This is a genomic window from Paenibacillus sp. J22P143, from assembly GCF_059692035.1.
The window spans coordinates 428,618-455,087 of the sequence record NZ_JCAUAQ010000002.1; the positions used below are offsets into that span (position 1 = coordinate 428,618).

Genomic DNA, 26,470 nt, shown 5'->3' on the forward strand with positions numbered 1-26,470 from the left:
CCAGCAACCTGAATTTGTCTTTTTAGATGTTTGGCGTGATAACAATACTATTGGAGGTCATGAAATGGGAAGTAAGTCACCGAAAAAACTTTTGAAACAAAGCATGTGTCTTATGTTAGCGGTATTCATTATTATGTCATATATTCCATTTACTGCAAAAGAAGTAAGCGCAGCCATTGGAGATCGGTATAAGAAAGGCGCGCTAAAGTACAGTAATGATCTGGATAATACAAACGGCTTAGTTCAGATCAACTTTGGTACTCCGCTTAATGGCGGTTTTTCAACTGCAACCGTAGACGGAAGAACGGCACTCAAAGTTTATGGCAATGAAGCACCCGATAATGCCGCAAATATTTTTGTAGTAGATACGAATTCTACCGTGGCTCCTAAAAATGCTATCGCAGAATTTGATATGAAAATAGTACCATCACCCACTTTTGGATCACAAAAATCGGGATATGTTTTCGGAGTGAATTATACAGCAACCAATGTTGAACCCACTACATATACCTGGTTGGCTAATCAGGATTCTAGCGTAATGAGAATAAGATCTAAGCCCCCAGGCTTTGCTGCGGCTGACAATCTGCCTTCTCATAATGGAAAGATTAAAACATCTACTTGGCAGAAGTGGCGTATTGAGTATTACAATGAAAATTATCGCGTATATGTTGACGATCAGCTGGTAACGGATGCTAACTTCCCAGGGGGAAGAACTACGCATACGGGCCTTGTAGGCTATATGCTCTGGTCACAATCTGAAAACTATATCGATAATCTCAAAGTATATGATTTGGTCATCGATAATCCGCCTGCTCTGGATGATAGTGCTCCTGCAGATAGCTATGCACTGGAGAATGATCAAATTAAGGTTACTGTAGACAAGACATTCCCGCAAGCGCTTAATTATGAGTTGAAATCAACCGGAGGAACGCTTTATGGAGGGTATCCCAATATTGAGCATGTTGCCTATATCACGGATAGTGTAAACCCGGTTGGAAAATCATATCCTGCAAGTGTTACATCATTTACCTACGGAACTCAAACAGCCAATTATACATTGAATGTGCCTGATTTTCATGGTGGAGTTGACATTGCGTATGAGTTTTCACTCGAAGGTAATCAGCTTGTAAAGAAAATATCAAGTATTACCGGACCAGGTGAACCATTCCTAATTTCCCTCAAGCTTGATGTCCCTACCCTTAGGGCGAGAGGCGATCAAGCAAATGCAAAAATTGCCTACGAATACGAAGATGATCCAGATCAGTACAATAACTACCAAGGCGAAGTGAACGGCGATACCGTAGCTGCTGTTAGTACGCTAACCAATCGTACGGATTGGAGTTCATGGGCTTTTACTTATACGGATAAGATTGTTGGTTCCGTATACAATAATTTATTTGATACACCCTTGCAAGTAAAAGTACAAACATTTAACAACGTCAAGCACGCTGGGTTGTATGAGAGAGAGTATTATTATCGTTTTGCCTATAAACCTAATACTTCAGCTGGAGCTACTTTAGGTGCCGAAACTAGCGTATTATCAGGTCGGATGTTTGAAAGTAAAACTTACATTGGTGCTGATAATAATAACAATAGCTTAGTAGATTGGCAGGACGGTGCTGTTTGGGTAAGGGACCAATTGCCTAAACCCTTACAAGGCATGTCGGACATTTATGCGGCAGGTGGGGCATGGCAGCAAGTTCATGGCGCTTTCCCAGATAACCCAACAAACTCCGGAATATATTCGCCTTATTCTATTTTTGCACCTCAAATGAGACAAATATACTACCAAACAGAAGGTTCGCCTACGGAATTCGCCGTGGCTGGATGGCAGCAGCACGGACATGACTGGAGATGGGGAGACTGGGCACAGCCGGTAAACCCAGGTGCAGGCGGTCTTCAGGCCATGCTCAAAGCAGAAGATGATATGAGTAATTATGGCGGAGAAGTATCCTACCACTTAAATCAAGAACTCACCCTTGACCAAGCAGATTCTTGGGATCCAAAAGTGATTTCGCGTAATGGCAGCGGGGGTTTAATTGGGTATAGCGCTGTTTTTGGTCAACATACGTTCTATAACAAATCCTACTTTTTGGATTGGGTGGCCGGAAACACGCCAGCACGGATGAATACCTTCTTTACTACGCAAGGCATGCCGGCCCCTAAGATCCTTTATAATGACCAGTTATGGGATAATCCGAGCCCCTATAACGGTGTATACGGTGTGCACGAATCATGGGCTACGGCAAAGATTTTTGAGAAATATGCTAGTTTTGGTATCAATATCGCCACTGAGGGATATCAGCCTGCCCATATGAGAAATGGCCAATTCAGCAATAAATACAGAAATAACGCAAATTCCAGAATTGATGATTTCGTTACGGCCGGTCGTTCTTCCTATCACATTGGTTCAACTAATCAAGCTCAATTATTCAGCGGACTTATTGCAAGCCGTTCAGGTAATTTAAATTATTATAATGATAAACTGTTTGCTAATGCTGTTATCGATGATTTCTACACCTATACGTATTTGAATGCATTGCTGCAACAGCAGACCGCGATGGAATATATCGACAATGCACAAATGTATGCGGTTAGATGGGGTAACGACATCATTGCCAAGCTTGATAAGACGCAAGCCAATAAATTTATGGTAACGCAAGGCAATGTCGTGTATGCGGACGGTACCGACAGATTCATTCCTGATCTGGAGGAGCCTGAACAGAAGATCCATGTTTATAGCTTAAGCGGAAGTAATAGGGATTGGGTGCTTCCGACATCTTGGGCAGGAGTAACGAAAGTAGACAGATATGAGCTTACGGAGTCAGGGAAGTCCTATATCGACAGAATGAATGTAGTAGGTGGAAGTGTTCATTTGAATACGCCTGCCAAGGTAGCCTATATCCTTGTCCCAGCAGAAACACAAGAGATTGAAGCAGGAGCTGTCAACACCGCAAATGGAAGCACAGCTGCAGCTTCGAGTGAATCGGCAACTGATGCGGCAGCTAATGCGATTGATGGCAATGACGCTACAGTTTGGACAGCTAATGGCGGAAGCGACAATTGGCTGGAAGTAACGTTTGACCATGAAACTGAAGTGAATCGTGTAGAAATCATGGAACAGGGCAACAAAATCAAAGAATATAAGATACAGTATTTGCAAGGAGATGTTTGGGTAGATATTAAAGCTGGCACCACAATCGGAGCTAAAAAACAGCTATTGTTCCCCAATATCAGAAGCAACAAGATCAGGCTATTAGTAACTAATTCGTTAAATAATCCTCAAATCAAGGAGTTTAGCGTATTTGCAGATGCCAACCTTTCTATGACAGCCACAGCATCAGCAGACTCTGGAACTACGGAAACTGTGGTGATCCCGGACGATAAAGGCGTTAATGTCAATTATCGAGTAGGTGTAAACGGCTTTAGTGCGAAAGACGGAGCAATGGAAACTTATTGGAAACCAACAACAACGGCAAACGCTTGGTTACAAATGGATTTTTCAAGGCCATCTAGGGTGAACAGAGCGGTCATTCATGAAACAGGAAGCGCTGTCACTGCATATAAAATTCAGTATTATAAAGGGTCTCAATGGATGGATATCGCGAGCGGAACATCAATCGGAGCATCCCTAGAAGTTAATTTCCCAACTGTCGAAACTCAGAAAATGAGATTGCTTATTGTCTCTGCAACTGCACTTCCACAAATTAGCGAGTTTAAATTGTTCGGTGTGGACAATGCAGTAAAAGTTGCAGATCCGATTCCTAATCTTGCATTAAATAAGACAACTACATCCAGCACTCCAAGTGCTGCTTATGGTGGACCAGAAAAAGCTGTAGATGGAAATACGAATCCAAACTGGATTGCTAATGCGAGCAATTCCATATTTGAATCGACTACAACAAATCAGCCATATTGGCAGGTAGATTTAGGGTCTGATCAAGAAATAGGTGAAGTTGTTATCTATGCTAGAAATGGTTTTATAGACAGAGCTAGTGATTTTGACATTACCATTACTAACAGCAATTCAAATGTGGTATGGACTCATAGTCATGGTACTCTTCAAGGTATCTCCGAAGTTATTCCTGTAGCGGGACCGAATGGAGAAAAAATTAATGGTAAAACCATTAAGATTCAAAGAAGAGCTGCAAATGCGATTTTAACCATTGCTGAAGTTGAAGTTCATGCACAAATAGCATCTGCAGATAAAACTATTTTGCGAAATTTGTATGATGACAGCTCCATAATAGTAAAAGGCAATTATTCAGATGAAACATGGAATACGTTTGTAGCAGCACTCTCATCGGCTTTGCAAGTGCTTGATAATGCTAATGCCACATTAGCTCAGATCAGCCAAGCAAATAGCGATCTGTTCTATGCCAGAGAAGGTCTAATAGAGAAGCTGTATTCGATGCGGCTTGTGGGAATCACAGCGCCGGCATCCATCACTGGAGTTGTATACGGAACAGCGAAGACGGCATCTGCTCTTGGATTGCCAGCAACAGTAGAACTAGTAACGGATACGGCAGGAAGCCTGAATGCCAGTGTGACTTGGGATGTGTATGCATCATCCTATGATCCGTCCTCGCCAGCAGGGCAGACATTCACTGTAAACGGAACAGTAACTTTGCCTGACGGAGTTGCAAATCCGAACAACGTAGCACTGACAACAAGCATCGGCGTGACGGTATTACCAGCACCAGTATCAGTATCGCCTCAGGTTACCCTAACGAATCCACAGCAGGTAATAACTGGGGAATCATTGGATGTGACGATGGGACTGAGCAACCTGACTCAAACTGAATTCCAACTTATCAATGCCCAAGTGTTGACGCTTCATTATGATGCGGTGAATATGCAGTTGGGTTCGGTGACCTCCCTTGTTTACGGGTTGAAAGTCATCGACCAAAAAGAGACAGTGCCCGGACATGTTCAGATTGTTATGGCAAGCGAAATCGCTGATGGCGTTGCTCTCCAAGGAGATTTACTGACATTTAGCTTTACAGCCAAAGCTGTAACGCAAGTGACGAATGCAGCCTTTAGTGTAAGCAGTTTTACCATTGCGAACGGTCAAGGCAACGAATTGCACATTAACGGAGCCACTTCCAACACACAAATCATTTTACCTGTAGTAGCGGTGGATAAGACATCGCTGAATGCCTTAATTACAAGTACGCAAACTAAGCATAATGCTGCAGGAGAAGGAAATATGGACGGTCTGTATGTATCAGGATCCAAAGCCATTCTTCAGGCGGCCATCCATGCAGCGAGTATGATAGCTAATAATCCGACTGTAACTCAGGGACAGGTGGATCAGGCAGCAGTTGCACTTGCAGGGGCAGTTCAGGCATTTGACAACAAAAAAATAATAGCAAATGTCAATGGAAAAGACGGTGTAACCATTGGGGACTTGGCTATGGTTTCGGCAAGCTATGGCAAGCAACCGGGTCAAAGCGCTTGGAATGCCAAAGCGGATGTCAATCATGACGGTAAGGTTGATATTATCGACTTAGCCATCGTAGCCAAAGCTATGTTGCAGTAAAACGATCAATGATAACGAGGGGAGAACTCAGGTTCTCCCCCTTATCCAATTATGCTTGTCTGGCAAGGTTATGAGAAAGGATGACTTATCCGATGAAGAAAACACTGCTCGCATTTATGCTGGCATTCCTTTTAATTGTGACTACATTCCCCAAAAATGTCATTCATGCAGACGCAGGCCCGCAGTTTCTATTGACCATCTCTAACGCAAGCCCTGCGGCAGGTGACAGCTTTCAAGTAACGGTGAATGGGAAGCAGTTAAGCGACATGTATGCGTATGAGGTTAATCTGACATACGATGCTAGCAAGATCAGGTTTATAAGCGGTGACAGCCAAAGCAACGGCTATGCTATAAAACCTATTGTTGACGGGAACAACATTCAAATTGCACATACGCAATTTGGAAATACGCCTGGTCAAAACGGCAGCGCGAAATTGGCCGAATTTACCTTTAGCGCAGCGGTTGAAGGAACGGCCGATATTGTGCTGAAAAGCGTGAAATTGGTGAATTCACAGCTAGATGTTGACCTTATTTCAGTCAATGGAAAAGTATCAGCCCATATACAGCCTACAAGCTCTACGGGAGGCGGCAAAGGCGGAACGAAATCAGGGCCGATCATACTCTCACCTGAAGTGAAGGTCGACTCTGCAACAAATATAGCAACGTCTACCGTTGACGCAGCTGCATGGGAACAAGCTCAAAAGCAAGCCGAATCTGATCCAAGTGGAAAAGGAACAATCAGCCTTGAAATTCCGCAAACAGCCGATGCAACGACCTATATGCAACAGATACCTTCAAATTTAATGTCAAGCGATAAGAAACAATATCAAATTGAAATTAAAACACCGATCGCCTCTATTGTTATTCCAAGCAATATGTTCCGAGAAGGTGATTTGACGGATAGCCAGACAGAGCTGCTTATCTCTCGAGCAGACATCAGTAAGCTAGACGCAAGCGTGCAGAATAAAGTCGGATCTCATCCGGTCATTGAGCTCACCGTTCAATCCGGCGGCCAAACCATTGCCTTCAATAACCCGAAAGCCCCTGTCATCGTGAGCGTACCTTATTCTCCTACAAGCGAGGAACAGCTTAATCCCGAGCATATCGTCGTCTGGTATATAGATGGACAAGGCAACATTCATACGGTACCGAACGGCAAGTATGATGCAGCCACAGGTCAAGTTACGTTCTCGACGACACACTTCAGCACGTATGCGGTATCGTTCGTTCAAAAGACATTTGGTGATATCGCTTCCGTGGACTGGGCCAAACATGCTATTGAAGTTTTGGCATCCAAAGGAATTATTAATGGTACAACAGACAGCGAATTTAGTCCGTTACAGCAAGTAACCCGAGCAGATTTCCTATTGCTGTTACTTCGTACGCTTCATTTGCAAGGGCCATTAGGCGATCGATTTGCAGATGTTAACGAGGGTGAGTATTATGACGAAGCCGTAAGGATTGCCAGAGGCTTAGGCATTGCGGGTGGAATCGGAAATAACCAATTCCAACCTCAGGCTTCTATTACAAGAGAGGAAATGATGGTGCTGACGGAAAAGGCGCTTAGAATAAGCGGGCAGCTGACAATCGACGCTTCGGAAGCCGAGCTGGGCTCATTTACGGATTCACCGGAAATTTCGAATTACGCTACAAACAGTATCGCCACTCTTGTCAAATCAGGGTTAATAGGCGGCTACGATAACAAACTTTACCCGCAAGGTACAACGACTCGCGCGGAAGCGGCGCAATTCATGTACAACATTTATAACTATTAATCGCAAATGAAACGAAAGCAGCAAGAAGGGATGAACGAACCTGTTCATCCCTTCTTGCTGCGAATAGGGTAATTAAAGCTTAGTCTCCATTTTCTTTTCTGATTGTTTATATAGAGAAAGCGATATTCCATAGTATTTTTTATTTGATCCTGAAAGTTTTCTACAACTATTTTGTAGATACGAGCAATAACGATATTACGTTTATTTTGTTTCATGTTTTCAACAAAGAGAACGATTCGGAGAAGATCGACGTAAAAGTTTCATGGATTTCATCCATAGTTTCAAATGAATATATATTTTCATAATAAGTATATTTGCAGTTGTGAAAATATGAGTGTTGTTGCGTCGGCCTAATCATCAGCCGAGATTGATTTTCGCGATTTAAGCAAATTAAGTTCCCCCTTGCGCAATGTGGAAGGGGAGTAGCCACAAAGCCTTTTGAACACTTTGGTGAAATACACTACGTCCTCAAATCCGGTTGCTTTAGCAATATCCTTAATTGAAAGGTTGGTGTGTGTCAATAAACGGGACGTTTTCTCAATTCGATAACTCATAATAAATTGATAGGGCGACTGATTTGTATGTTCTTTAAAAACTTTAGAGAAATAACTACGCTCTAAATTCACAAATTTGGAAATCATAGCTACGGTTAAATTGTGCATCGCATAGTTGGACTTAATGAAACTAATCGCTTTATTCACATAGAACTGTTTTGAATTGGACTCTTTTATCGTTGCTTCAACTTTGCCTAAATAGGACTCTTTTGAAATTAACGAGAGGAGGTGATACATCCAGCCGATACTGCTAATTTCGGAAGGAATTGTATTTTGGCGGGCTTGTTCAAATAGGGCGAAAAATATATTTTCCAATTCTTTTATATGAATATGCCTATGAGTAGGAGAATCAGGAGAAATATCGGATAACCTAAAACATTCTTCTACGATATTCCCATCGAAAGCAACCCAATAGTACTCCCATGGCTCATCTTGGTCGGCTATATAAAAACTTGGCATACCAGGGAAGATGATGAAGCTCTCTCCTGCTGATACAGTGTATTCCTGATCCTTAATCCGGTAGATGCCTTTCCCTTGCTTCACATAATGAAGGAGATAATTATCTCTCATGGAAGGGCCCCAGTAGTGATTAGGCTGAACCTTCTCAAAGCCGCAATAATAAAAGTTAAGCGTGTAATTACACATTGAGGAAATATAATATTCCACCTTAAGATTTCCTCCTTTTATCCTCAAAATGTGCTATGGATTTAGCGTTGATTCCACTAAAAAAAGCCCAATTATTAGACACAAATTTACCAACTATTCACCCCATTCTCACATATATTTGTACGGATCATTCTACTATAATTTCTGTAGTGTTAGCAAACAATCGGAAAAATATGGGGGAGCGCGAAAGTTATGTCAACAAGTTCAATCGGTACAGGGAATTTTGCTTCATTTGATATAGAAAAGCTGACTGACAGTCCTCTTCATCACATCGGACTCGTGTATAAAGACAATGTTTATGTAACGCTTCCGGAAAATGCGGATCGCACTGCGCTTAAAGCGGTCTTCACTACTACGCAACCTGGTGATGTCGTGATGGTGAATGGAGTAGTTCAGCAAAGCGGCGTAACTGTCAATAATTTCAACGAACCTGTGACGTACACGATTGTAAATCATTCGGGTGAAAGGTCATTTGTAGTGAGCGTCGGAGATTGGAGAACCATCCCGGGTCACTTCGCTGAGGGTGACGTAACCAAGAAAGCAGAACGGCCTTATTTCAACGACTATACTAAAACGTTAACTATGAAGTTATTTATGGCCAGTCCTGGTACGGACGGCACCTCCGATGTGAGGCTAAAGTTTGATGAAGCGTTGGAGTTGATCAGGCAAATTGATAATCTGACAATTGGCATCCCGAAAATTATTTATTTGGTAGGTTGGCAATTCTCAGGTCATGACGACAAATACCCGTCTTGGGCAGTTGTGAACGATGCATTGAAATGTACATCTTGTGGTCATGCGACGGCGGAGGAAAGTTTGAAATGGCTGATGCAAGAAGCTCTTGCGTATAATACGAAGGTTAGCTTGCATCTCAATTCGACCGATGCTTATGAAGACAGCCCATTATGGGATGAATATCTTGAAGGAAATCTGATCTCGAAAAATGACGACGGCAGCCTGAAGGAAATAGGCAATTATAATGGTAAAGTGGCTTATCAAGTGAACTACAAAAACGAATGGGAAAGCGGCAAGTACAAGCAGCGCGTCGACCAACTTCTTCAAATGCTGCCGATGATTCGCTCTTTTGGCACCATTCATATGGACGCTTTCTTCGCACACGCGAGCCAGCAAAGCACGTTGGTGCAAGAGCAAGAAGCACGACTTAAAATGATGAGGTATTGGTATGATAACGGTATCGATGTGACAAGCGAGTTTTTATATTCGATGAGCGGGTCAACAGAAACACATAACAACGGAAGCGATACGGGACTGATCGGTGTTATGCCATTGACATGGCACTTTAATCAGAGCAATGATAATTACATGTCACGACCGGCTTCGCTGGTTACGGGCTGTGGAATCAATACGATTACGTACGGCGACGACAGGGAAAATGTTGAAATACTCTTTGGAAGAAGTATGTGGGGAGAAGACATACTGACAAGTTCAGGAATCGTCGGTCCGATTCCGAATTGGGATGTAGAGTTCCTTCATCAGTTTGCGACAATGACAGTGCCGTGGGCGTATCAAAACCAATTCGCACGATTGTCGCTGTATGGAAACGGTACAAGTCGGATCGTGACCTATTCTGATCAGTTGGTGGCGACGCTGGCGACAAAAACGGTAACCAAGGATAGCTTTCCGATCCGTCAGGACAAAAATATATTTGTGCCTGCTGCTTGGAGCACAACTCCGAAAATTATCGCATACAGCTATGTTGGCTATCAAAACAGAACGTGGACGATGCCGCTAAATTGGAGCGAAAATACAGTTAATATTTATACAGTAACTAAAGAAGGCTTTGTTTCCAAGCAAACGAAAGTGGCGCTATCGAATCGTCAGCTAACACTATCGTTAAATGCAAACGAAATGGTTGTTATTGAACCGGAGAACTGAAATTTCTTCTCTATTTTTTCGGACAGCATGGAGATAGAACTTTTGGAGGTAAGGGTTATGTTTACATTAGAGAATGATCATTTGACAGTGCATCTGTATGGATGGCCTGGGGTTAATTCGTATAAACATAAGTTAACTGGAGTCGTGATGCAGGGCAGCAGCACAGAAGGTAAACTAGCTGTAAATGGGAAAGCGACGCATTGGGAAGAATGGGATGTGCAATTGATATACCTGTATCATCAACTGCTACAGCGGAAAGGAAAATGCAGATTGACTACAACATTTCAACTAAATGATGTTTTCGTTAAGAATACGGTTGAATCACTTTCAGACCTGTTGCTTGATTATTATATTTTTCCGAAAACTGCTGAAAGCATTAAGACTGTTCTACTTGAAAAGCTTGCTAAAGGCGACCTTTACAAAGTAGAGAGTGGCTTAGCTTTATCGGAGAAGATTACGGGTTATATGCGTGAAATAAGTAATGACATACATTTGAAGCTTTTCTTTAGTGAAAAGTCGTTACCGCTTCAATTGCACGATTCAATCGCTGACGAGGACATCAAATTACGCGATAAACTGAATAACTACGGATTTGAAAGGGTAGAGAGATTACCAGGAAATATAGGATATCTTGTTCTTAATGAATTCGTTTATCCCGAGCTTGCTGGTGAAACGGCAGCGCACGCTATGAGTTTTTTAGCGAATACTGATGGGTTAATCATTGACCTCCGTAATAACCAAGGGGGCTCTTCATTTATGGCGACGTTAATTGCCAGTTATTTGTTGGATGGTTCTCCACCAGTACATTTAAATGATATTTATTGGCGATTTTATGATATCACACAATCTTTTTGGAGTTTGCCATTTGTGCCAGGGAAGCGATTTGGCATGGATAATCCTGTTTATCTTCTGACCAGTCAAATAACATGTTCAGGTGCTGAAGAATTCGCTTACAGTCTACAAGCAATCAAAAGAGTTAAGATTGTCGGCGAAAGGACTCGTGGCGGAGCAAATTCAGGTGGCATCCATCGCATAAATGAGCATTTTCAGGTCTTTATCGCAAATGGACGTGCAATTAATCCGATAACCAAAGATAACTGGGAGGGTACTGGTGTTTTACCAGATATCGAGACCAACAGTGATGAAGCTTTCGAAAAGGCATATAAAATGCTCCTTCAAAAGTTATTACAACACTTTAGCGAGAACTCGGAACCAGGGCGTGAGGAGTTACTGAAGGACATTAGAAAAATACTAAATAGCTGAAATGCCTTATTAGCTTTGTAAAACCAATAGAATAAAAAAATTTAATAACGCAAAGAATAGGGTGGACACTTCGAGACCACTGCAAAAGACTGACTTTTGTCTGAATTGGATCATCGAAATGGAAAAAAGCATGAGATAATGAAAAAAAAGCAGTCCGTTCCTCGTCAGAGGGCGGGCTGCTTGTCAGCACTGCTTTTCCTTTTCTTCCAGTATACAACAAACCCAATTTCATTGTCAGATATCAAGTCAATTCAACTTTTCTACCACTAAACGGAACCCGTTAAAATTCTTATAGTCCTCTTTTTTAACAAAAAGTACATTTCAAAGATAGATAAAAATACAGTTTCATAAACGCCAATATAGTGCAGGTTTTGTTCAAGATTATGCATGTTAAACAAGCATCTCGAAAATGTATACTTAACTCATAGGAAGTCGGAAGCAGCATTTTCCTTGGAGCAGACAAAGTCTTATCCCTTGTTGCACGGCCAATTCCTGAATTCGCATTTACATTTAGAGGAGGTCTTTACATGAAGAAATTAAAATTAATCCCATCCTTACTCGCTGCTGCTTTACCATTGTCGTTATTAGCGGGTTGTGGAGCAAAAACAGAAACTCCTGCAGCTTCCGAAGCAGCCAAAGCAACTCCAGCGGCTACTGCTGCGGCTACCGCTGCGCCATCTGCCTTGGAAGGTAAAGTCGTATTCTGGTCCATGTGGAAAGATTCAGAACCGCAAGCAAAAGTGATTCAGACTACGGTTGATGAATTTAAGGCTGCTAATCCTAAAGTGAATGTAGAATTGAAATTTACAGGACGTGATCTCGCTAAGCTAATTAAGCCAGCTCTGGATGGCGGACAGCAAGTTGATATTTATGAAGGAGATCCATCCGGAATGATTGGCAATCTGAAGGATCACGTATTGAAGTTTGATGATCTTCTTTCACAACCAGCCGTTGGTATGGCAGGCAAATCATTTAAGGACTCCCTTTTGCCTAGCTTAATGGATTGGACAAAATCACTATCCAAAACTGCAGGAATCGCAGAAGGATACTATGCAATTCCACAGCAACCGTATGCCGTATTGTTCTTCTACAATAAAGCTGTGTATGACAAAGCAGGAGTCACGGCAGCACCTAAAACATGGGATGAATTCATGGCAGCATGTGAATTGATTAAAAAGTCAGGCGTTGCCCCAATTACATTTGATGATGCTTATCGCGATCAGTTTATCGGTGGATACCTAAGCAGCGCAATGGGCAGCGATTGGGTTGATCAACTTGTTAAAGATAAAACTGGCGAAATGTGGAAGGATCCAATCATTGCTCAATTCGCTAAAGATGTCGTTACGATGAAGGATAAAGGTTATTTCTCTGACAAAATTGCTGGAAGTAAATATCCTGCAGCACAACAAGACCTTGTACTTGGGAAATCTGCTACGTACTTGAATGGAACTTGGTTGCCGAATGAAGTTTCTGCAACATCTGGTCCAGACTTCAAATGGGGTTCATTCCAATTCCCTACGATTGCTAATGGAAATGGAAAAGGTGGTCAACAAGGACTATCTTTTGGTGCACAAGCACTTCTTATGAATAAAAACAGCAAAAATGTTCCTGCTGCATTCGAACTTATTAAATACTTAGTAGGGAAGAAAGCACAAGAAGGAATGGCTACGCAAGCTTTAGCGATCCCAGCGACAATCGACTCCAAATGGCCAACACAATTAACGGATGCTTCTGTTGCCTTCTCTAACGCAAAGGTTAACATGCCATGGGGCTTTGGTATTGATAATGCCGGTGATTTCTCAGCTAATACAGTTATCCCTGTATTTATGGAATTAGTTACAGGAAAAATTAAGGCTGATGAATATGTGGCCAAAATGAGCGCGGAAGCGAAAAAATTCTACGCTGGTAAATAATTAAATACCTTTAAGCTATTATCTATGTGCAGCGTTCGATGGAATGCTGCACATAGATTTAATTTTTTCATTAGATTTGATTATTTCATGGGGGTGTATGACATGCTTTTCAAAAAACGAATTATAGCTCTTTTCCTACTGCCAGCAGTCATCATTTATCTTGCCATTTTTCTCTATCCCACCATTAGAGCCGTTATGATGAGTTTTTACAATATAGAATCTATTTCTAGCAAGATGGATACGTGGAATTTTGTTGGCATAGGAAATTACACGGATCTGCTCCATAATTCCTACTTTTTGGGTTCAATGTGGAATGTACTGAAAATATATGTATTTGGCGGAATGATTATATTTTTCTTCGCTTTTCTCTTTGCTGTCATCCTTTCCACGGGAGTTCGCGGGAAAAATTTCTGGAGATCGCTAATCTTTCTTCCCAATACTGTTTCAGTTGTTGTTTTATCGGTTGTATGGCTGCAGTATATTTATAATTCAAGTTTTGGGTTTCTAACGACAGTATTCCATGCAATTGGTCTGAATTCACTAGCAAATATTCAATGGACGGATGATCAACATTTGTTCATGTCCATGTTAGTAGCTTTCAGCTTCGGTTCAATTGGTTATTTTATGATCATTCTTAATGCAGGAATTGACAGGATTCCTCCTGATTTTTACGAGGCGGCCTTGCTCGAAGGTGCAACCGCTATTCAGAAATTTTTCCTAATCACTTTGCCGCTGCTGCGCGACGTTTTTCGTACAACCTTAGTTCTATGGACGATTACAGCCATTAACTTTTTTGTTTGGTCTGCAACATTCGGAATGAACGATCCACACACGATGACACCTGGTTATTATATGTATTTAAAGGTGTTTGGCGGTGGTAGAAACATTTATCAAGAAGCGCAATTTAATGTAGGTTCAGGGGCAACCGTCGGAGTCATTATTGTTCTTTCGATTCTTTTGTTATCTGCAGTAATTAATAGATTTTTCAAAAAAGAGACTTTAGAATACTAAGGGAGGTCTGATTCCAGTATGGCAAGTAAACTTCGTTATATACCGCTTTACGCATGGCTTTTATTTACGATTGTCCTATTTGGATATGCGATATTAGCCTCATTAAGCACGACAAGAGAAATATTTTCGAATACGTTATTTAGCAGTGGTTTACATTTTTCCAATTATGTAAGTTTGTTTAAAGAACAACATATGGGACGATACTTTATGAATAGTGTGATGTATACAAGTGTAGCCTGTATCGGAATTATAGTCGTTGCAGCGCCTGCTGCCTATATCTTGGGACGGGTCAAGTTTAGAGGGAAAAATGTAATTAATTTGATGTTCCTATCTGCACTATCGATACCAAGTTTATTGATTTCAATTCCTTTATTTTCATTATTTGTTGAACTAAAACTAACAGGCTCCCTATTTACTTTAATTCTCATTTATATTTTTACCAACGTTCCTTTTGGTGTGTTTTTACTAACTGGTTTCTTCGCTTCCATTCCGAAGGAATTAGAAGAATCTGCTGCTATGGATGGCTGTGGTCCCATTAAAGCTTTTATAAAGATCATTTTACCTATCGCTCAACCAGGCCTATTAACACTTTCAATTTTTAATTTTATAGGCATATGGAATGACTATTTTTATGCACTCATTTTCGCAAGTGATCCTAAGAGACACACCATTGCACTTGCCCTTCAATCGGTTGTACAAGGATTTACCAATTCAGGGAATTATTCGGGAATTTTCGCAGCATCTATGATCGTGTTTATTCCAACCTTTATCCTGTATGTACTTGTCTCGAGAAAAATCGTTGCTGGTCTTACACTTGGTTCAGTGAAGGGCTAGCAAAGTAAGAGGATATATAAGATAATTAGAGAGCGCAGTAGATGAGAGAATTTGCAAGCTGCAAAAAGAAGGAGTATTTGATGAATTATTGGCATAGACTTGTTCAGCTGTCCAGGAAATCAGGCATTCATACAAGGCTGATCGTGTCATTTCTGTTGATTTCTATACTACCACTTGGAATTACAGGCATCATCGCGTATAACAAATCGAATCAGGCCATAAGTTCCAAAACGAGTAATTATTCCTCCCAAATTTTACAGTTGCTCAAAAATAAAATCAGTGACGAAGCACGAAATTATGAAACATTCGCTGATCAAATCATGCTCAATAAAGAAGTTCAGGGCGGACTGGTCAATTTTGATAAGATGAGTGAGTTAGAGAGAAGCAGACTGCAAGTCTATGTCGAGCAAAGCTTGTTAGGCAATAATTTCTGGATACTCTCAACCATTAAGAGTTTACAAATTCAATTGGCTGACGGCCGCGTTTTGTATGATTTTGGGTATAATACGCTTAAAGAGCAGGATATTCAAAGATTAACAGAGATCGCACATACGAACGGTCAAATGGATACGTGGACTTTCGGTACTACGATAGGTGGTGAATCTTGCCTCGCACTGATGAGGCGGATTCCAAATTTAGAGGGGGCAGAGGGGACGCTCGGCAATTTGATTGTGGGGATCGACGAAAACATTTTCTCACAAATGGCCTACAGCGACATTAATCTGGGTGAAGGCAGCCAATTGGTTTTAATGAACGGTTCTGGTGAAATATTATCCAGCAAATCCGAACTATTTCGTAATGGCGAGAGCCACACACCGAGTGATCCACTACGTGCTTGGATGAACTCGGAACAGTCAACTGGGAGCATGGAAATAGCATCTAAACGCTATTTTGCGTCCTATGTGCATGACGAACCATTGAACTGGTACTTGATCGGCTTGATCCCTTTTGCGTACCTTGATGAAGAATCAAAGGAAATCGAGTTGACCATTATACTTGTCATTGTTGTGTGCATTGTGATCGCACTCGTGTTCACCACATTAATAACGACGAGCATCTCATCACCGCTAAGAAAATTAAAAAATGCTGCGGTTCGTGTTATGGATGGCAACTTAAAAACGAGTATTCTTGACGAGGGTCAAGACGAAATTGGGCAATTATCAGGAAAATTCAACGAAATGATCCTTGAACTTGATCAATTGATCGAGAAGGTCAAGGAAGAACAGGCCAATAAACGAGAAGCCGAATTGAAAATGTTACAAGCACAAATCAATCCACACTTTTTGTTTAATACGTTAAATTCACTAAAATGGGCGGCAATGCTTAGTCAAGCTGACAGCGTGAGTGAAGGGCTGGGAGCTTTGGCGGAATTGCTTCGGAATACAATTGTTCACAAGGATGAACAAGTTACATTAGGGGATGAACTGCATAACATTTCTAACTATATCGTCATTCAGCAAGTCCGCTACGGCACCACATTACAGATGCAGTATGTGATCCCCGAAGAGTTAATGAGCGTTCTTGTACTTAAATTCTTACTTCAACCTATCGTAGAAAACGCTATCATTCATGGGCTAGAAGGATTACACAGAGAACCTATGATTACAATATCCGCAGGTCGAATCCATAATGATATCCAAATAATAATAAGCGACAACGGAAAAGGAATTTCCAGAGAAAAGCTCCAGCGGCTATTGGATTTCGATGCAAAGCCATCGGAGAATCGATTGGCTAACATTGGGATCAGCAACGTTCGTGAACGGATAAAGCTGCATTATGGCGATATTTACGGTCTAGACATTTATAGTGAACCAGATCGCGGAACAGACATCGTCATTACGATTCCCTACGTATTCACGAAAGGAGAGTGAGGAAGAATGCTGCGAGTTTTAGTTGTTGATGATGAGAAAATAGTAAGGATCGCGCTAAGTACAATCATCAAATGGCAGGAAAACGGATTTGAACTGATTGGAACCATGGCGGACGGTTTGCAAGCGCTAGAAGCGATTGAGAATAATAAACCTGATATTGTGATCACCGATTTAAAGATGCCGAATATGGATGGTCTGGAACTTATTCGAATACTTCGTGAAAGAGAATTCGAAGGGAAAATCGTTGTGTTAAGCAACTACGGAGATTACGAATTGGTTCGTGATGCAATGAAGCTTGGTGCAGTCGATTATTTGTTGAAAGTCACACTTAAACCGAATGAATTACTCTCCGTATTGGTGAAGGCTACAGAGTTATTATCGGAAGAACGGTTACGCTCGGAGAAAAACTTCCATATTCGAGTCGAATTGAATGAAAAACAGCTTCTACAAAGAAATCATGCTTGGCTTGAGCTGCTTCAAGAGGATGAAAAGTATTTGGGAGATGTGCTGAAAGAAACTGTGAAAATCGGTGTATCTGCGGATAAACTGGCGGGCTATCTTATTTATGTCAAGATAGATCGTTACGAGCATGCATTGTCAACAGGTAAAATTAAGAACAAAAAACTGCTCAATTTCTCCGTTGCTAATATTATTAAGGAAGCCATTTCTGACCGGGGTACCATTGAATTGGTCGAAATTGGAGATGGACAATATACTGTCATAGTAAGCAAGCTGGATAAGAAAGAGGAAGATGTCAACTGGACTCAACTGGCTAACAACCTTATTAAATTGATGTCATTATATTTAAATTTAAGCATAAGTGTGGCGTTGAGCGAATCATTTAGCGGCTTCGTCCAGCTTCGTGAACAGTTTGCAAGATGTCGTCAAGGGGTAGCAGAAACCTTCTATAAAGGTCCAGGCTCTGTCATTATGACTGCTAACATGAGCTTACAAACAACGTTGTCACTTATTCAACATTCAGAATGGTCAAACGAATTAAAAAGTTTAATCGAAGAGGGCGATGTGGCACGGTTGTCAGAATCCCTTGCAGCCATCATGATTGAAATGAGAGAAGTGATGTGCGATCCAGTTGTTTTGAAACAGTCGATTCTGAGCCTTCTAACGGACTTGGATAACATGATCGTGAAATGGGAGAGGACGACTGGATCCAGCGAAGGGCAAATGAGAGAGTCGAGTTATACATTACCTGAGTTTCTGAAACGTCAAGTCATGAAGGCGGAATCTTTTGAGGAGTTTCATGTATCTGTTGAACAATCATTGCAGGAAGCTGTCTTGCGCTTGCAGCAAGTAAAGAGCCGGAATTGCCGGAAAGAAGTGCTGCGCGTCATCAAGATTATGCAAGAACGATTGGATGACAAAGTAACTTTAGACATGCTGGCCAATGAGGTTAACATGAATGTCAGTTATCTGTGTCGTGTGTTTAAACAGGATACAGGAAAGAGTATTGTGCAATACCTCAATGAACTGAAAATGAACTATGCCGTTGAATTGTTAAAACAACCGGATATAAGAGTGAAGGAAGTTTCCGCTATCGTCGGTATTGATGATCCGTTTTACTTCAATCGATTATTCAAAAAGACTGTTGGAATCAGCCCATCTGATTTTCGTAAGAGATTGTTTCTAAGTTAACAGTTAACGAAAAGGGGAATACACTTATGCCTGTCAATGTAATCAAGCAACATGTCGCTTTCATAAGCGTTCTCCTGTTTTTCATCATTTTAGCGGGCTGCAACATGTCGGAAAGGGATGGAAGCTCGAAGAGCTCAAGTACGCATGATGCCGTTGCTACTAAAACCAAAAAAGAATTTACCAATAAAGAATTGAATGTAGCCGCATTCGAAGGCGGCCAAGGAAAGGATTATTGGGTAGCCGTAAAACAAAAATTTGAAGCGGACTATCCCGGAGTTAAAATTAATTTGACAACCAGTCCGAGAATTATGGATATGCTCAAACCGCAAATCGTCGCGGGTAACCCGCCCGATTTTATTTATATGCCTCCGTCTGATGGCACAGGCCTCATTAATCAAATGATGAAAGACAGGCGATTACTCGATTTAACCGATGTTTTCGAGGGTAATGCTTTGGAATCGGATATACCGCTTAAAAATAAATTGATTGATGGTGTTCTTGACTATTCCAAAAAAATAGGCGACGGTAAAATTTACTATGCGCCAGCCTATATCTCTCCTGCAGGATTAATCTACAATAAGGCTCTATTTGAAAAGAAAGGCTGGAAAGTATCGGAAACATGGGATGAATTTATGGCTCTCGGCGAAGTTGCGAAAGCAGAAGGAAGATCGCTTTTCACATATCCTGGCATGTATGCAGGTTACAACGAGTCGCTATTTTGGTCAACGGCTGCTTCTGTTGGCGGTATCGACGCAGTGACGAAAGCGATGAACTATGAACCTGGTGCGTTTAAATCGCATGCGATAACGAAGGCTATGGATATTTTCTATACGATCGCGCAAAAAGGATACCTATTGCCGGGCTCTCTTGTCATGAACCATACGCAATCGCAAAGCGCGTTTCTGCTAGGCAAAGCACTATTTATTCCTTGCGGCACCTGGATAGAGAATGAAATGAAAGAAGCGCCGCGGGAAGAGGGCTTTCAATTCGGCTTCATGGCACCTCCCGTTATCTATAAAGGTGACCAACAGTACGCGAAAATCGAGCTATATGATTTTTATATTCCGGCCAAAGCCAAAAACATCGAACTGGCAAAAGAATTTTTGCGATATCAGTATAAAGACGAGATTGTCAAGCTGAATGCAGAGAAGTCAAAAGGTGTCATTGCAGTGAAAAATGGCGTCGAGATGGCAAAGCCATATATTGATTCTGTTTTTTATGATGCAATGAAAATTTTTGATCACGGTGTAAAGCCGTTAATGCTCCAATGGAAAACGACACCGAATACATCAGTGACGATCGATGATGCTCTCTGGATTTCCATCAACAATGTTATGAACAAAACGATGTCCGTATCCCAGTGGCAGGATCGGATTGAGATCGTATCTGGCCAATTGCGGAATTTAACTTCGAAACCAACTGGAGGCTGAAAAGCTGATGAAAAATAATGTTTATAACTCAACTTTATTGATTGAAGGTACGACCTTACAAGGCGATAATCCTCTTCCCATGTTCAGAAACAGGAATCATCATCGAGAAGTGAAAGAAAATGGCAGCTTTTCCGATGCGCTAAAAGAAAATATGGGCTATGAAACCGGCGAAAGGTATTTGCCTTACCGCATGCAGGATCGATATACAAGAAAGCGCGAAGATATCACTATCAAAACGATTGTTCTGGAAAATGACATTCTGCAAGCTGTTTTCTTGCCTGAGTATGGCGGGAGACTCTATTCACTCAAAGATAAAAGGACAGATGAAGACATTTTATATAAGAATCCTGTGTTCCAACCTGGGAATTTGGCCATCCTGAATGCTTGGTTTTCAGGAGGAATTGAGTGGAACATTGGACAGATCGGGCATACGTTTACGACATGCTCTTCCATGCATGCTGCGAAGCTAAACGACGATGAAGGTAATGAATTTCTACGAATTTATGAGTATGAGCGTTGTAAAAATGTATTCTGGCATATTGATTTTCATTTACCTGCAGGCGCTGATAAGCTTGGCATTTATGTCCGCATCATTAACGACAATCAAGTGTCAGTTCCGATGTATTGGTGGACGAATATTGCCGTTAAAGAAACGGAGAAATCGCGAGTTTTTTCATCGACAAGTGAAGTGATCTACATTGATCATAAGCTGCCTGGTTTTGGTGTCGATCACCTGCCTTACCTGCCATCTGTGCCTAATACGGATGTTTCCTATCCGATGCAATTTCCTTTTGCGAATGAGTATTTTTTCCAAACTTCCGAATTGACCAAATCGCCTTGGGAAGCAGTAGCTTATGAGAATGGAAACTTATTTTTTGAGCGATCTACCTCCGGGCTTCGGTATCGCAAAATGTTCTGCTGGGGTAACCATCCTGGTGGGCGACGTTGGTGCGACTTCCTGGCCAAGCCTGGCGAAGGCAATTATATCGAAGTGCAGGGCGGAATGGCGCCAACTCAGCTTCACGGCCTCGATATGCCTGCCCATACGACATGGGATTTTACACAAATGATAGGCCAAACAAAGGTGGATACCGAGATAGCTAATCAGACGAGCTGGGATGCGGCATGCACCTATATTCAAGACGTCGTGGACGATAACTTGAGTGAGGATGACGTAACCAATATTCATCATAAGCTGAAATCATTTGCCGATAAAATGCCTGAAGAGCTCCTTCACGCAGGTTCAGGTTGGGGCACATTAGAGAAACTGCGCAGAATAAAGATGGAAGATAGGGAAATCCCGCAAGGCTTTTATTTTTCTGAAACAGTTTTGTCAGATCAATACGACTGGCATGTTCTATTACAAGAAGGACGACTCCCAGAACATGACGTACAAGAAGTTCCAGCTTCATGGATGATCCAAGACGAGTGGTTGGAGATGCTCCAAGATAGTCTCCAAACTAAAGCGAATCAAACGTGGAATGCCTATATGCATCTTGGCGTTATGTATTATGAGAGAGGGATGGATAAGGAAGCTATAGCAGCGTGGGAAAAGTCGGTGGAAATGAAACCTTCCGCTTGGGTGTATAGGAACCTTGCAGAAGTGATGAAACGTCGAGAGAACTATGATTTGGCGCAGCATTATATGGAGAATGCATATAATATTAACAATAAATTCCCAGATAGAGCTTTTGTAGAAGAGTACCTGAATCTATTGATTCAAAGTGAAAATTATGAAAAAGCATGGGGAATATACGAATCGTTGAGTGAAAATGATGCAAATAGTGATCGTATACAAATCATAGTCGGTGCAGCCGCTCTTGAACTAGGTAAGGATGAATTCGTGAACCAATTGTTCACAAAGGAATTTGCCGTAATTCGTGAAGGGGAAGTATTGATTATCGAGCTGTGGTATAAGTATCAGGCCAAAAAACTTGCTCACGCTAGAAATGAAGCACTGACGGATCAACTGCTTGAAGAGGCAAAGGCGAAGTTTCCTCCTCCAACGAATATCGATTTTAGGATTATTGGCTCATAATTTTCGCTAGAAGGATGGATGCAATTTGATTTCACGAAATATAACAGAATTCGGGGTTATGCCTGATTCAGGTGTAGATGTTGTACAAGCTGTGCAGTGTGCGATTGAAGCCATTTCCCGCATGGATGAGCGCGTTATCCTTGAATTCCCAAAAGGACGCTATGATTTCTACCCGGAACATGCAGCCAGAATTCCTTATTACATCTCTAACACAGCCACTGAGGAAGAAAATGAAGATGTAACGAAAACAATTGGCATTTTATTTAAAAATATGAAAAATGTCATTGTCGAGGGCAACGGATCCCTCTTTGTGTTTCATGGCAAACAAACAATGATCGTAGTAGATCATTGTGTGAATATGGAAATTCGCAACGTAAATACCGATTTTGCGTATCCGACTATGGCGGAAATGACCGTTGAGGCGACCGGCAGCGACTATATCGATGTTAAGGTTCATCCCACATCACGTTACGAGATTCAGGATGGAAAACTGTTCTGGATAGGCGAAGGCTGGCGGTTTCATCGTGGTCCCATGCAAGAATATGATCCGCTCACACATACGACTTGGCGCTGCGAGAATTGGATTGCGAATGCCATTCGTGTTGAAGAACAAGAGCCTTGCAGACTGAGGTTGTATGTCGACGTTCCTCCGGCAACGGTTGTCGGTCGTGTACTGCAAGTTAGAGACGGCATACGTGATCAAGTCGGGGTGTTTATTCTGGGGAGCAGTCAAATAACCTGGCATCATGTCGGCATGCATTATATGCATGGATTAGGCATGGTCGGCCAGTTTAGTGAAAATCTAACTTTCCATGAAATGAAGTTGGCGCCTCGTCCTGAAAGCGGACGCAGCGCGGCTGCTTTTGCAGATTTTATGCATTTTTCGGGATGTCGCGGGACGATTGCCGTTACGAATAGTCATTTGGCAGGGGCACATGACGATGCGATTAACGTCCATGGCACTCATTTGCGCATCGTAGAAAAACGGACTCCCCATCAACTCGTCGTCAAGTTTATGCATGGGCAAAGTTATGGGTTTGAAGCTTTTTTTCCAGGGGATACGATCGAATTTGTTCGTGCAAGTTCGCTAACCGCATATGCGAGCAGCATAGTGGAAGCGGCACAATTCATTAGCCCGCGGGAAATATTGCTTACACTGGAACAGACGTTGCCAGATAGGATTGAAGCGGGTGATGTCATTGAGAACGTGACTTGGACACCGGAAGTGGAGATCAGAAACAATCATATTGCGGTCATACCAACACGAGGCATCTTAATCTCTACGCGGCGTAAGGTTACGATTGAAAGCAATGTATTCGAACGTACGGCAATGAGCGCAATTCTCATCGCCAATGATGCGGAAAGCTGGTATGAATCCGGCATGGTCAAGGATGTCACCATCCGTAACAATCGGTTTATCGAGTGCGGAAATAGCGAAAATCCTGTCTTTTTGATCGCGCCAGAGAATAGGGACATCCACGCCGATCTTCCCGTGCACACTCATATTCGTATCGAAAATAATGTGATCCAAACGAAGGATGCGCCAGTACTCGCAGCTAAAAGTACGCGTGATTTACGTTTTATCAATAATGAAATTTGTGCGTCGAGCCTTGGGCGGATGATCGAACCATCGATGATACGACTGACAGCATGCAGTGAAGTAATGATCACAGGAAATACCGTTAATGGAGAACATATGAAGGTGAACGCTGATATGAAATTGCCTGATGAACAACACGATTTACTGTTTCTTGGACCGATTCAGCGATGGGATGAGGCGCTTCCCCTAGGAAACGGTTTAACCGGGTGCCTGGTATGGGGGGGGGGTTCCCCTGGTTCTCCACTCAAATTCAGCTTGGATCGCGGAGATTTATGGGATACGAGGCTGGCTCCAGAAGTTCTAGATCCTAACTTTACGTACAGTCATCTGGTTGAACTTGTCCGAAGTCAGAATCAGAGTGAGATTTCACGTCGATTTAGTGATTTCTTTTCCGCGCATCCGAATCCGACGAAACTGCCAGCAGGACGCCTTGAGCTTTATGGCATACAGGCGACAGACAAGTTAGCATTCAAGCTGAATGTTCGTGAAGCGAAGGCGGAAGTAAGCTGGCTTACGGAGGGTGCGACTGCGCCATGTAAACTGGAAAGCTATTTACATGCGGAATCAGGACTGGGATACATTCGGTTGCAGGGAGATACGGTGAACCAGCTAAGCCTGCATCTTGTTTCTCCCGACTACGCGGGTAAGCTGAATGAGCGAGAGGACATGCGATCCTCTTTTGAAATATCATTAGCTTCGCTCGGCTATCCGGCGGCTGAGTTCGGCAGCGAAGAAGGCATGGAATGGTTCTTGCAACGAACGAGCCATGGCTTAGCGTACGCGATTGTGGTTGCGATGCATCAGCAGACAGATCAGGACATTCATTGGGTATATACGGTTGCTTCCAATTTGGACGGCGATGACTGGTTCGAGGAAGCCATTAGAAATGTGCGGAAAGCTGCTCTTATTGGATTCGAGGAAGCGCTGCATGACCACAAGGGCTGGTGGGAACATTATTGGCAACAAAGCGCATTGACGTTATCTGATTTTGAAATGGAAAAAATGTGGTATTTGACCAACTATTTGTTTGGCTCCTGTTCCCGCAAAGGAGCTCCTCCTATGCCGCTGCAAGGCGTGTGGACGGCAGATGAAGGCTTGCTGCCGCCATGGAAGGGCGATTATCATCACGATTTAAACACGGAATTAAGTTATTGGCATTACTTGAAGGCGAATCATTTGCAAGAAGGGGAAAGCTTTATTGATTTTCTATGGGACTTACGCCCAGCTGCTCGCGAGTTTGCAACGACATTCTTCGGGACGGCAGGCATCAACTTGCCTTCGGTCATGACCATTGACGGCAAACCGCTTGGCGGGTGGCCGATGTATTCCCTCAGCCCGACGAATCAAATTTGGGTATGCCAAGCTTTTGACCATTATTGGCAATATACCGGTGACCGTGATTTCCTTGAAGCCAAAGCGTATGTCTACCTCAAGGAGACAGCTGCTTGTATGCTTGACTTGCTGCAGCCGAATGAGGAGGGCAAGCTGTATTTGCCGCTCTCGAGCTCACCAGAAATACACGATGACAGCTTGCGTTCTTGGTTGACGCCAAACAGCAATTACGATTTATCGCTGCTGAGATACCTGTTTGCCACTTTGGAGCAAATGGCTAATGTGCTAGGCAAGGATGTGGAGCGTGAGCAATGGGCAAACGTACTTGCAAGTCTGCCTGAACTCGCTGTCGATGCATCGGGGCTCATGCTCAGTCCAGATGAGCGGTTGCCAGAAAGCCATCGGCATTTCTCGCATGCGATGGCGATTTATCCGCTGCAAACCTTGGACTATCGAGGCTCTGAAAAAGATAAGCGAATCATTGACGATTCGATTGCCCATCTGGAAAAGCTCGGCAAAGGGTTGTGGGTTGGTTATTCATTTGCATGGATGGCCGCCCTATACACGCGACAAGGAAATGGTGGAGCAGCACGCTACCATCTAGGCCAATTCTGGGCATACATGTGCTCGCCTAACGGTTTCCATCTGAATGGCGACTATAAAAAGGCAGGAATCACGCAATGGCATTACCGTCCATTCACGCTGGAAGGAAATATGGCGGCGGCCGATGCGCTTCAGGAGATGCTGTTGCAGACAAACAACGGCGTCATTCGACCTTTTCCAGCTGTGCCGAAGGAATGGCGGGAACAAGGCGCTGAATTTCACCGATTTCGCGGCGAGATGGGCGTGCTTGTATCTGCCAGAATAGCTGAGGGACAACTAGATTACGTCGAGTTGTTTGCCGAGAAGTGTGACGGCATTTACAAGGTGGAAAATCGGTTTAATTCTGTCAAACTAGTAATAGAACATAACGGAACAATTGATGAAATAACTTGCGCGATCGGTAGTGAATTGACGGTTCAATTGTGCAAAGGAGAAACGTGCACCATTTCGCCAGTCAATAAGAAGTAGCACATCCTTGGACTGGGCATTCAT

The 26,470-nt window shown here is 42.5% G+C and carries 13 protein-coding genes; 12 read left to right on the forward strand and 1 reads right to left on the reverse strand.

The window, feature by feature from the left end; translation table 11 throughout:
- The first annotated feature begins 64 nt into the window (after positions 1-64).
- The gene (locus tag AC58PQ_RS05675) at positions 65-5,542 is read left to right on the forward strand and encodes a galactose-binding domain-containing protein (protein ID WP_497240984.1); all 5,478 of its coding nucleotides are present in this window, start codon (positions 65-67) and stop codon (positions 5,540-5,542) included.
- Between the two features lie 92 nt (positions 5,543-5,634).
- Positions 5,635-7,317: an S-layer homology domain-containing protein gene (locus AC58PQ_RS05680; protein ID WP_497240985.1), complete on the forward strand. Its 1,683-nt coding sequence runs from the start codon at positions 5,635-5,637 to the stop codon at positions 7,315-7,317.
- Between the two features lie 350 nt (positions 7,318-7,667).
- Here the strand turns inward: AC58PQ_RS05680 and AC58PQ_RS05685 are convergent, their stop codons facing one another.
- On the reverse strand, positions 7,668-8,537 hold the full coding sequence (locus tag AC58PQ_RS05685) for an AraC family transcriptional regulator (protein WP_497240986.1): 870 nt from the start codon (positions 8,535-8,537) through the stop codon (positions 7,668-7,670).
- 192 nt (positions 8,538-8,729) lie between these two features.
- On the opposite strand from AC58PQ_RS05685, the gene AC58PQ_RS05690 reads away from it, so the two are divergent.
- The 10 genes from AC58PQ_RS05690 to AC58PQ_RS05735 all read left to right on the forward strand — a co-directional run bounded on the left by AC58PQ_RS05690 (position 8,730) and on the right by AC58PQ_RS05735 (position 26,446).
- On the forward strand, positions 8,730-10,433 hold the full coding sequence (locus AC58PQ_RS05690) for an endo-alpha-N-acetylgalactosaminidase family protein (protein WP_497240987.1): 1,704 nt from the start codon (positions 8,730-8,732) through the stop codon (positions 10,431-10,433).
- A 57-nt stretch (positions 10,434-10,490) separates the two neighbouring features.
- Complete coding sequence (locus AC58PQ_RS05695) at positions 10,491-11,696, forward strand: S41 family peptidase (protein WP_497240988.1); 1,206 nt, start codon at positions 10,491-10,493, stop codon at positions 11,694-11,696.
- 527 nt (positions 11,697-12,223) lie between these two features.
- Positions 12,224-13,609, forward strand: coding sequence for an ABC transporter substrate-binding protein (locus AC58PQ_RS05700; RefSeq protein WP_497240989.1), 1,386 nt, complete (start codon positions 12,224-12,226; stop codon positions 13,607-13,609).
- Positions 13,610-13,711: 102 nt separating this feature from the next.
- Positions 13,712-14,620, forward strand: coding sequence for a carbohydrate ABC transporter permease (locus AC58PQ_RS05705; protein WP_497240990.1), 909 nt, complete (start codon positions 13,712-13,714; stop codon positions 14,618-14,620).
- An 18-nt stretch (positions 14,621-14,638) separates the two neighbouring features.
- Positions 14,639-15,454: a carbohydrate ABC transporter permease gene (locus AC58PQ_RS05710; RefSeq protein WP_497240991.1), complete on the forward strand. Its 816-nt coding sequence runs from the start codon at positions 14,639-14,641 to the stop codon at positions 15,452-15,454.
- Positions 15,455-15,534: 80 nt separating this feature from the next.
- Entirely contained in the window at positions 15,535-17,325 is a 1,791-nt protein-coding gene (locus AC58PQ_RS05715; protein ID WP_497240992.1) for a cache domain-containing sensor histidine kinase, read from the forward strand.
- Between the two features lie 6 nt (positions 17,326-17,331).
- Positions 17,332-18,975, forward strand: a complete 1,644-nt coding sequence (locus AC58PQ_RS05720) for a response regulator transcription factor (RefSeq protein WP_497240993.1) — start codon at positions 17,332-17,334, stop codon at positions 18,973-18,975.
- Between the two features lie 26 nt (positions 18,976-19,001).
- Complete coding sequence (locus AC58PQ_RS05725) at positions 19,002-20,405, forward strand: carbohydrate ABC transporter substrate-binding protein (RefSeq protein WP_497240994.1); 1,404 nt, start codon at positions 19,002-19,004, stop codon at positions 20,403-20,405.
- A gap of 7 nt (positions 20,406-20,412) precedes the next feature.
- Positions 20,413-22,443 carry a DUF5107 domain-containing protein gene (locus AC58PQ_RS05730; protein ID WP_497240995.1) on the forward strand — a complete coding sequence of 677 codons (2,031 nt, stop codon included), beginning with the start codon at positions 20,413-20,415 and terminating at the stop codon, positions 22,441-22,443.
- Between the two features lie 25 nt (positions 22,444-22,468).
- The gene (locus tag AC58PQ_RS05735; RefSeq protein WP_497240996.1) at positions 22,469-26,446 is read left to right on the forward strand and encodes a glycosyl hydrolase family 95 catalytic domain-containing protein; all 3,978 of its coding nucleotides are present in this window, start codon (positions 22,469-22,471) and stop codon (positions 26,444-26,446) included.
- Positions 26,447-26,470 lie beyond the last annotated feature (24 nt).